The organism is Corynebacterium sp. KPL1814, assembly GCF_000478175.1.
In the GTDB taxonomy this organism is placed as follows: Bacteria; Actinomycetota; Actinomycetes; order Mycobacteriales; family Mycobacteriaceae; genus Corynebacterium.
The window spans coordinates 406,497-414,795 of the sequence record NZ_KI515776.1 but is presented as its reverse complement, the minus strand read 5'-3'; the positions used below and the strand labels follow the sequence as shown (position 1 = coordinate 414,795).

The following is an 8,299-nucleotide window of genomic DNA, read 5'->3' as shown; positions in this document are numbered from 1 at the left end:
GCGGTGATCGCCCGATAGAGGTAGCACCACCTGCCGCCGACCCGGATATAGGTCTCATCCACCCGCCAGGAACTAGCTTGCCAGTCAGGTACCTGTCGGTACCACCGTGTTTGCTTGTCCAGCTCAGGCGCGTATTTCTAGACCCAGCGGTAGATCCTGGTGTGATCAACCGGCACACCCCGCTGAAGTCATCATTTCCTCCAGATCGCGGTAGCTCACCCCGTAGCGGCAGTACCACCGCACTGCCCACAGAGTAATGTCACGGGGGAAATGACGACCCGAGAAAATACCCATGGCTGTGATTAGTTCACGTCGCTCTTCCTACTGCCCCAACTTTGCAACAGCACCCAGCAACCTAAAGTCAACACACCCCCAACAAACCCACCCACGAAGTTGACAACCTATATAGGAACATCCTCTCGCTCTAGCCGTTTTCGAGCAGCCCAAGGAGCCGTTCGCGCAGCAAATTTTTGCGCTCCACCACCGCGGAGTCATCGCTGCCGCTGCGCGGGCGGGGCAAGCCCACTTCAATGTCCTCGATGATGGTGGCCTCTGGCCCCGGCGACATGACCACAATGCGATCCGAGAGCAATACTGCCTCATCCACGTCGTGGGTGACCATGACCACCGTGCGGCGGTTTTCTTCCCACACATTCAACAGCAGCGACTGCAGCTGGCGGCGGGTAAGCGCATCCAATGCGCCGAAGGGCTCATCGAGCAATAAGATATCCGAGCCAATGGCAAAGGCGCGCGCCAAACCGACGCGCTGTTGCATGCCACCGGATAACCGCGATGGGCGCCTATCTGCCGCATGGCCCAAGCTGACCTCATCGAGGAAATCCTGTGCAATCTGGGCGCGCTCCGCCTTGGATAGTTCCGGGCGAGCCGAACGCAGTCCGAATTCGATATTCCCACGCGCCGTCATCCACGGCAATAGGGCGTGATTTTGAAATACCACGCCGCGGTCTGGCCCTGGGCCGGTCACGGCCTCGCCTCGCGCGCGCACCTCGCCGGTAGAGGGAAATGCGAGGCCCGCGATCATATTCAGCATGGTGGATTTGCCGGAGCCCGATGGTCCCAGCAGGGATACGAACTCGCCCTCCCCAATGGACACTGAGGTATCCCCAATGATCTTGGTTGGGCCGTAGCTTTTGGTTATACCAGCAAATTCGATATGGGCATTAGTCATAGCGCACCACTTTCTGCAGGGAAGCAACGAGGTAATCCAGGGCCAATCCGATGACACCGATCAGCACGATGACCACGACGATGGCGTCAATATCGAGGCGGTTCCACATATTCCAGACAAAGAAGCCGACGCCTTGGCCACCGACGAGCATTTCCGCGGCCACGATGACCAACCAGGCGGTCGATAGCGATTGCCGCATGCCGGTGATAATCCCCGGCAGCGCAGCCGGCCCGACGATATAGAGGAGCTGCTGCATCCGGTTCGTGCCGAGCGTGGCCGCCAGGTTCTTATACGTGGGGTGAATCCCGCGGACCGCCTCGATGGTATTGAGCAGCGTCGGCCACAAGGCGGAGAGGATGATGACGAAGACGGCGGTATTTTCGGCATCGCGAAGCAGTGCCAGGCCTAGTGGCAGCCATGCCAGCGGAGATACGGGGCGCAGGATCTGCACAAAGGGATCCGTCGCGCGGCGGAAGGTGGCAGAAGATCCCAGCCAAAAGCCCAGCGGAATGGCTATCACCATGGCGATAGCAAAGCCAATGAGCACGCGGCGCAGGGAGGCCACCATGTGCCAAAAGATGCCTACCGAGGCCGGCCCATCCCGGTAGAAGGGATCAGAGAGGATCTCTACGGCCCTGTCCCAGGTGCGCGCGGGGGTGGGGGCGATACCGGAAAGCCAGCCTGCAGCCGCCACCGACTGCCATATGGCGATGAAGGCAATAAAAAGCGCAATACCCAGGCCCATTGCCTGCCACGGGCTGTCCCGCCGCTTCTTCCGGCCGTCGGTGTTGCCTCGGTGGGGCGCTGCGGTGTGGGTGTCAGTGGAGTGCGCGGTGCTGGTGCTAGCGCTGTGATTTTTCAGTGTGGTCATAAGCGTGGGAGTCCTTAACGCTGGTATCCGGCGGTGGGGTGCAGGGGATCGAAGGTATGGCCGTTGATTTCCACTGGGTCCGTAGTGAGATCGGCTTCGCGTGGCAAAACAGATTTTGTGACGTCTAACAGCGCTTGGTCCTCCATCGGCATTGCTTTTCCGCCCAGATCCCAGCGGGCCATTTGGGCGGCCATCCACGTAATTGCGGTGGCGGAGGTGCTGCCGCCGAACTTGATCATCTGTGGATCCACCAGGTCTTTGCCGTCCCAGGTGGTGTAGTTTCCGGCCAAGGCACGCGAAATCAGCTCTTCCTTCTGGTTCAGGTACTTCTCCTTGGCCAGCATGGAGGCCGATTCGTGGACGTGGTGCGGGCTATCGACGTACTGCGCGCCTTCGTGTAGCGCCGCGACCACGCGGTCGCGCACGCCCCGGTCTACTTCCTTGGCCACGGCCACCGAGCAGCACGGGTGGTTTTCCCACATCTGGCGGGTGGGAACAAAGGCCCGGCCCGAGCCGGTAGTCAGGGCGCGCTGGTTGAAGGGCTCTGGGCCAATAAAGCCGTCGATGGTACCTACCGAAAGTTGCGCCACCATATCGGCCGGGCGCAAGAGGCGCAGCTCCACATCTGAGACCGGATCGACCCCGCCGGCCACGAGGTAATCGCGCAGCAAGAGCGCATGCACCGAATATTCAAAGGGGATACCCAGCACCATGCCCTTCAGGTCCGCCGGCCGCGACACGGTATCCAGGTGGGAGGTGGACAAGGTCAGTGCCTGCCCGTTGGTGTTTTGCGTAAAGGCCAACTCGGTAGGCCGGGAGGCATTGGTGGCACCGGCATCGATGGCCAGCGGCATGGGCGAGAGCATGTGCGCCACGTCTAAGGCGCCGGTGGCATAGGCGGTCCAAAGATCCGCCCATCCCGCGAATTTGCGCAGCTCAACGTTGAGGCCCTGCTTTTCAAAGGCGCCCAAGCCATCGGCCGCTACCAGCGGTGACGCGCATGCGATGGGCACGAATCCGATGGTGAGGGTTTCCCCGCCCTGCTCGGATTTTCCGGACTGGGCATTGTCCCCCTGCCGCGGCGTGGAACATGCGGATAGCACCTGCGAGCCCACGGCTACCCCGCCCATTGCCACTGCGCTGCGCAGTATCTGCCGTCGCGACAGCTTCCGATTGTGAACCATGCGCTCTTTCTTAACTAGACCAAGTGGTTTGTTCAGAACGAACCTAGGGCAGGCGCACTACGGTGTCAATTTCTAAATTCACAGGTCAGAAAATGCGGTGCACACATTTATATTCACTCTAGACCTGGCATTCTCTACAAAATAGACCTCTCGTTCTAGATTTATATTTACCTTCGCGTTACCATGGCGCCATCAGTTAATAAACATCTGATACAAGGAGCAATTTAATGTCTGATCTCACCCCGAACCACAAAGAAGGCGACGCTCTTGAGCCCATCGATGGCGAGAAGCTCAACGACCTAGCACAGAAGAACATCGACAACCCTGAGGGTGCCAAGAAGCACGTCCGCACCCACACCGAGGCTGACGGTTTCTTCCGCAATAACACCACCGTGCGCGACCACACCATCAAGGTGGGCGAGCCTTTGCCGCTGCTTGGCGATGACTCCGCACCCAACCCCACCGAGGTCGCCCAGGCCGGTCTTGGCGCCTGCATCAACGTTGGCATTCAGGCCATCGCTCAGCACCGCGGCGTCACCCTGACCAAGCTGGAGCTCGACATCGTCGGCGACATCGACCTCTCCCCAACCTGGGGCGTTGGTGACTTGGGCGAGGACAAGCGCCCAGGCGTTTCCGACGTCAACGTTAAGGTCGACATCGACGGCGACACCGACCAGGAGACTCTGCAGAAGATCGTGGACGACGCCATCAAGTGGTCCCCGGTCGTTAATACCTACACCCGCCCGGCCAACCTCACCCACGAGTTGGTCTAAGGTTTAGATAGATAAAAGCGCCTGGCAAGTGCCAGGCGCTTTTCTTATGCTTTAGGAGCAACTACAGGAATTGCCACGATTCCCGCAGGCGCTCAAACCACCAGTCGCGGCGGTTGCCCGGTGCAGCCAAGGAGGACAGGCGGTCCGGTTCTGGGGCGAGGATCTCGGCGCGCAGGTGCCCGTCGTGTAGATGGCGCGGCGCGGTGACATCTTCTTCGAAAAGGCTGCCCGTGGCCAGGCCTGCTGCGGCCGGGGTGACGTCGATGTCCTCGTCGTCATAGATTTGCGGCAGCGCCGCCACTGCCGCCAAGCCCATATTGATGCCAATGGAAGTATCCAGCGCCGAGGCCACCGTAATATCCATGTGCCGTTCGCGCAGGTGCTGCGCCACCTCGAGGACGCGGCGCACCCCGCCCAGCGGCGCGGGTTTCACCACCGCTACATCGGCCGCCTGCAGATCCGCCACGCGGTACGGATCCTCAACTTTGCGAATGGATTCATCCGCAGCCACGCGCACAAAAAGCCCGTTGCGCATAAGCTGCCTGCGCACCTCCACCAGTTCTTCCGCGCTCGCGCAGGGTTGTTCCATATAATCCAGCGGCATGAATGCCTGGGCGGCCTCTACCGCTTCGGCCACACTCCAGCCGCCATTGGCATCCACGCGCAGCACCGGGATAACACCCCGGGCACTCACGTGTTCGCGGACGGCGTGGACGCGCGCGATGTCATCGGCAAGCGTCTGGCCCTTCTCCGCCACCTTGATCTTGAACGTCCGGCAGCCTGGATAGCGATCCACAATCGCGGGTACCTCGTTGGCAGGAACGGCAGGAATGGTGGCATTGACCTCTACCCATTCGCGGACGGGTTTAGGAAAGCCCTCGTAAGCGGCCTCCAACCCGGCGCGCAGCCACGCGGCCGATTCCGCGGGCCCGTATTCCAGGAACGGCGCAAATTCACCCCAACCGGCAGGCCCATCAATAAGCAACGCCTCCCGCGTGGTGATGCCGCGAAACTTCACGGCCAGCGGGAGGGAGACTACATGGGCGCGGTCGAGAACGTCATCGATGTTCATAAGGTCATGGTAGCTGGCACGCCGCCCGCGATGCGGACCACAACCCATTGACCCCAGCCCCCACCCCGGCTACGTTGGTTCCTACCTACCCCTGAAGGAGGAACCATGTTACTGGCAGAGGCATTAGCAGAGCGCGCGCAGGCGCAGGAACGGCTCAATGAGCTGCGCGAGCGCCTGCTCTCCGTCGTGCGCGTGCAGGAGGGCGATACCCCGGACGAGGATCCGGCCGAGCTTCTGCGCGAGTTGGAGGGCATTACTGGGCGCATCGATAAGCTCGTGCAGGCCATCAATGCCACGAACGCGGCCACCGATTTTGATGGCGAGAAGAACCTGATGCAGGCCCTTGCGCTTCGCGATGGCCTCGTGCGCACCCGCCGCATCTACCACGACCTCGCCCAAGCCGCGGGCGCGCGCCAGGACCGCTACTCCCGCGCGGAGATTAAGTTCGTGGCCACGCTTCCGGTAGCAGAACTGCGCAAACGGGTCGATGACCTGTCCAAGCAGTACCGGGAGCTTGATACCCGCATCCAGCAGTTGAACTGGAATACGGAACTGATAACTCCATAGCGGAATTTTAGTCATGCCACGCCGCGCGCGTGGCGGTAGCCTTTACGCACTTGCAGCGAGTATGCCCCCGCCTTCGAGGGGAAATTCGAGGACATCTAGGCACCCTTTGGCGTTAAAGGGTTGAGGAAGTTCGAGTCTTCCCACCGTATTGATGACCGCGCCGGCATAGGGTACACGGGTACATTGCGGGGTAACCCCTCGCAGTTATTGAGTATCGATTATTACCAGCATGCTGGGCAGTGCGTAGAGGTGAGGGTTGGGAATGGGGACTAAACTTTTTCGCGCCCACTATGCTGGGCGCTATGAGCGAGCAGAAGAAATACAGCACCGAAAATCCGTTCCGCGAGGAATTGTGGCGCCCGGTTGAGGGCTTTGGGGATCTCACGGACGTCACCTACCACCGGCTGGCGGCGGACGGCCGGAAGAATGGCATCGTGCGCATCGCCATCGACAGGCCGGAGGTGCGCAATGCCTTCCGGCCGCACACCGTGGATGAGCTGTATCGCACCTTGGATCACGCCCGCCGCACGCCGGATGTGGGCACTATCTTTCTTACCGGCAATGGACCGTCCGAAAAGGACGGCGGCTGGGCGTTTTGTTCCGGCGGTGACCAGCGCATTCGCGGCCGGTCGGGGTATCGCTACGCCACCGAGCACGCCCACGATGATGCGACGGCGGATGAATCCAGCGTCGACGAGGCCCGCGCCAAGGTCGAAGGCGGCCGCCTGCACATCCTGGAGGTCCAGCGCCTTATCCGCACCATGCCGAAGGTAGTTATCGCCGTGGTCAATGGGTGGGCCGCCGGTGGCGGGCACTCGCTGCACGTGGTCTGCGATATGACCGTGGCTTCCCGCCAGGAGGCGCGCTTTAAGCAGACGGACGCGGACGTCGGATCCTTCGATGCGGGCTATGGCTCGGCCTACCTGGCCAAGATGGTGGGCCAGAAATTCGCCCGCGAGATCTTCTTTTTGGGCCGCACCTACGATGCCCAGCGCATGTATGAGATGGGCGCGGTCAATGAGGTCGCAGACCACGGCGAGCTCGAGGACACCGCCATCCGCATGGGCCAGGAAATCAATATGAAATCCCCCACCGCCCAGCGCATGCTGAAATTCGCATTCAACCTTACCGATGATGGCCTGATGGGCCAGCAGGTCTTCGCCGGCGAGGCCACCCGCCTGGCTTATATGACCGATGAGGCCGTCGAGGGCAAGCAGTCCTTCCTGGACAAGCGCGAGCCTAACTGGGACGAATTCCCCTATTACTACTAAGGAGTGCCCCGCACCGTGCTCATCGCATTTTGTATCCTGCTTGCGATCCTCGCCGTCGGGGGCGTTCTCGGCTCGCGCGTGTGGATGCTGCGCCGCATTAAAGAAGCCGAGGCCAATAACGAGCGGCCCTTTGATCAAGAGGACACGTACCGCTGATTCCCGCATCGACTCACCCCGGCCGCAACCGGGCTTTGTCCCGCCGTAGCCTTAAGATCTACTGCCGTGACTATCCTCGCCCCCTTGCCCGTTGATCCGCATGACCCCGCGGCCATCCTGCCGGACCTCGAATCAGCCATTGCCGGTAGGTCCTGCTTTTTGCCGCTGCCGCTTGCCGATGCCACCCGCGCCACCCTCCTGCGCAATTCCCAACGCGCCGGCGAGCCCATCGCCGCGGACATCGCGCTCGTGGTCTCCACCTCAGGGTCCACCGGCACCCCAAAGGGCGCTCAACTAACGCCGGCCAACCTGGTCGCCAGCGCCGATGCCACCCACCAGGTCCTCGGTGGCCCTGGGCAATGGCTCTTGGCGATGCCCGCCCACCACATCGCCGGCATCCAAGTCCTCGTCCGTTCCCTGGTGGCCGGGGTGGATCCGCTCTGCCTCGATCTCAGCGCAGGCTTTAATATCTCCGCCTTCGCCCGCGCCGCCGCGGAGCTCTCCCGCACCGGCGACCGCACCTACACCGCGCTCACCCCGCTGCAGCTGGCCAAAGCCATGGATGTGCCGGAGGGCATCGATGCGCTCCAAAGTTTCGATGCCATTTTGGTGGGCGGTGCCGCCATCCACCCGCGCCTGCACGCCGCGGCCACGGACCGGGGCATCCACATCACCACCACCTACGGTTCCTCCGAAACCGCCGGCGGCTGCGTCTACGACGGCCGCCCGCTGCCCGGGACGACCGCCCGCGTCCAAGACGGCCGCATTTTACTGGGCGGGCCCACCATCGCGCGGGGCTACCGCAATGCCCCAAGTCACGAGGCTTTTCCCGGAAACGGGTGGTTTGCCACTTCCGATGCCGGCGTCATCAAAGACGGCATCCTCACCGTCACCGGGCGCCTCGATAATGTCATCGACTCCGGCGGGCTGAAGCTGCACCCAGAGGTCTTGGAACGCGAGATCCTTCGGGTGCCCGGTGTTGCCGAGGCGTGCGTCGTCGGCATCCCGCACCCGCGGCTGGGCCAGGCCATCGTGGCCGCCTATACCGGTAATGCCGAGCTTGGCGATATCTTCGAAGCCCTCGAAGACGCCGAACTCCCCCGCTGGCAGCTGCCAAAAGATCTAAAGCGCCTCGCGGAATTTCCCACCACCGGTCCTGGCAAGGTTGACCGCCAGGCCGTCGCCGCCCTCTTTAACGCCTAACCCTACCGCAGGC

The 8,299-nt window shown here is 62.0% G+C and carries 9 protein-coding genes and 1 pseudogene; 5 read left to right on the top strand and 5 right to left on the bottom strand.

Translation table 11 applies throughout. The features are described from left to right. The 4 genes and pseudogenes from HMPREF1257_RS12260 to HMPREF1257_RS08065 all read right to left on the bottom strand — a co-directional run. Positions 1-294 (bottom strand): annotated as a pseudogene (locus tag HMPREF1257_RS12260) (IS6 family transposase); the annotation flags it as partial. 130 nt (positions 295-424) lie between these two features. Next, positions 425-1,189: an ABC transporter ATP-binding protein gene (locus HMPREF1257_RS08075; protein ID WP_023025128.1), complete on the bottom strand. Its 765-nt coding sequence runs from the start codon at positions 1,187-1,189 to the stop codon at positions 425-427. Then, on the bottom strand, positions 1,182-2,060 hold the full coding sequence (locus tag HMPREF1257_RS08070) for an ABC transporter permease (protein ID WP_023025127.1): 879 nt from the start codon (positions 2,058-2,060) through the stop codon (positions 1,182-1,184). Before HMPREF1257_RS08070 ends, HMPREF1257_RS08075 begins: the two co-directional genes overlap by 8 nt. Before the next feature lie 14 nt (positions 2,061-2,074). Further along, positions 2,075-3,244, bottom strand: a complete 1,170-nt coding sequence (locus HMPREF1257_RS08065) for an ABC transporter substrate-binding protein (protein WP_023025126.1) — start codon at positions 3,242-3,244, stop codon at positions 2,075-2,077. Positions 3,245-3,471: 227 nt separating this feature from the next. Between HMPREF1257_RS08065 and HMPREF1257_RS08060 the strand changes: the two genes are divergently transcribed. Beyond that, entirely contained in the window at positions 3,472-4,017 is a 546-nt protein-coding gene (locus HMPREF1257_RS08060; RefSeq protein ID WP_023025125.1) for an OsmC family protein, read from the top strand. A gap of 61 nt (positions 4,018-4,078) precedes the next feature. On the opposite strand, the gene HMPREF1257_RS08055 is transcribed toward HMPREF1257_RS08060, so the two are convergent. Continuing rightward, positions 4,079-5,089, bottom strand: a complete 1,011-nt coding sequence (locus HMPREF1257_RS08055) for an o-succinylbenzoate synthase (protein ID WP_023025124.1) — start codon at positions 5,087-5,089, stop codon at positions 4,079-4,081. 105 nt (positions 5,090-5,194) lie between these two features. Here HMPREF1257_RS08055 and HMPREF1257_RS08050 point away from each other — a divergent pair, with 105 nt between their 5' ends. The 4 genes from HMPREF1257_RS08050 to menE all read left to right on the top strand — a co-directional run bounded on the left by HMPREF1257_RS08050 (position 5,195) and on the right by menE (position 8,286). Next, a complete protein-coding gene (locus HMPREF1257_RS08050; RefSeq protein WP_023025123.1) occupies positions 5,195-5,656 on the top strand; it encodes a DIP1984 family protein in 462 nt (153 codons plus the stop codon). 302 nt (positions 5,657-5,958) lie between these two features. Next, positions 5,959-6,927 (top strand): 1,4-dihydroxy-2-naphthoyl-CoA synthase, encoded by a 969-nt coding sequence (locus HMPREF1257_RS08045; protein WP_034659505.1) that lies wholly within the window; start codon positions 5,959-5,961, stop codon positions 6,925-6,927. A gap of 15 nt (positions 6,928-6,942) precedes the next feature. Next, positions 6,943-7,083, top strand: coding sequence for a hypothetical protein (locus HMPREF1257_RS12405; protein WP_023025121.1), 141 nt, complete (start codon positions 6,943-6,945; stop codon positions 7,081-7,083). Between the two features lie 66 nt (positions 7,084-7,149). After that, on the top strand, positions 7,150-8,286 hold the full coding sequence (gene menE, locus HMPREF1257_RS08040) for an o-succinylbenzoate--CoA ligase (protein ID WP_023025120.1): 1,137 nt from the start codon (positions 7,150-7,152) through the stop codon (positions 8,284-8,286). Positions 8,287-8,299 lie beyond the last annotated feature (13 nt).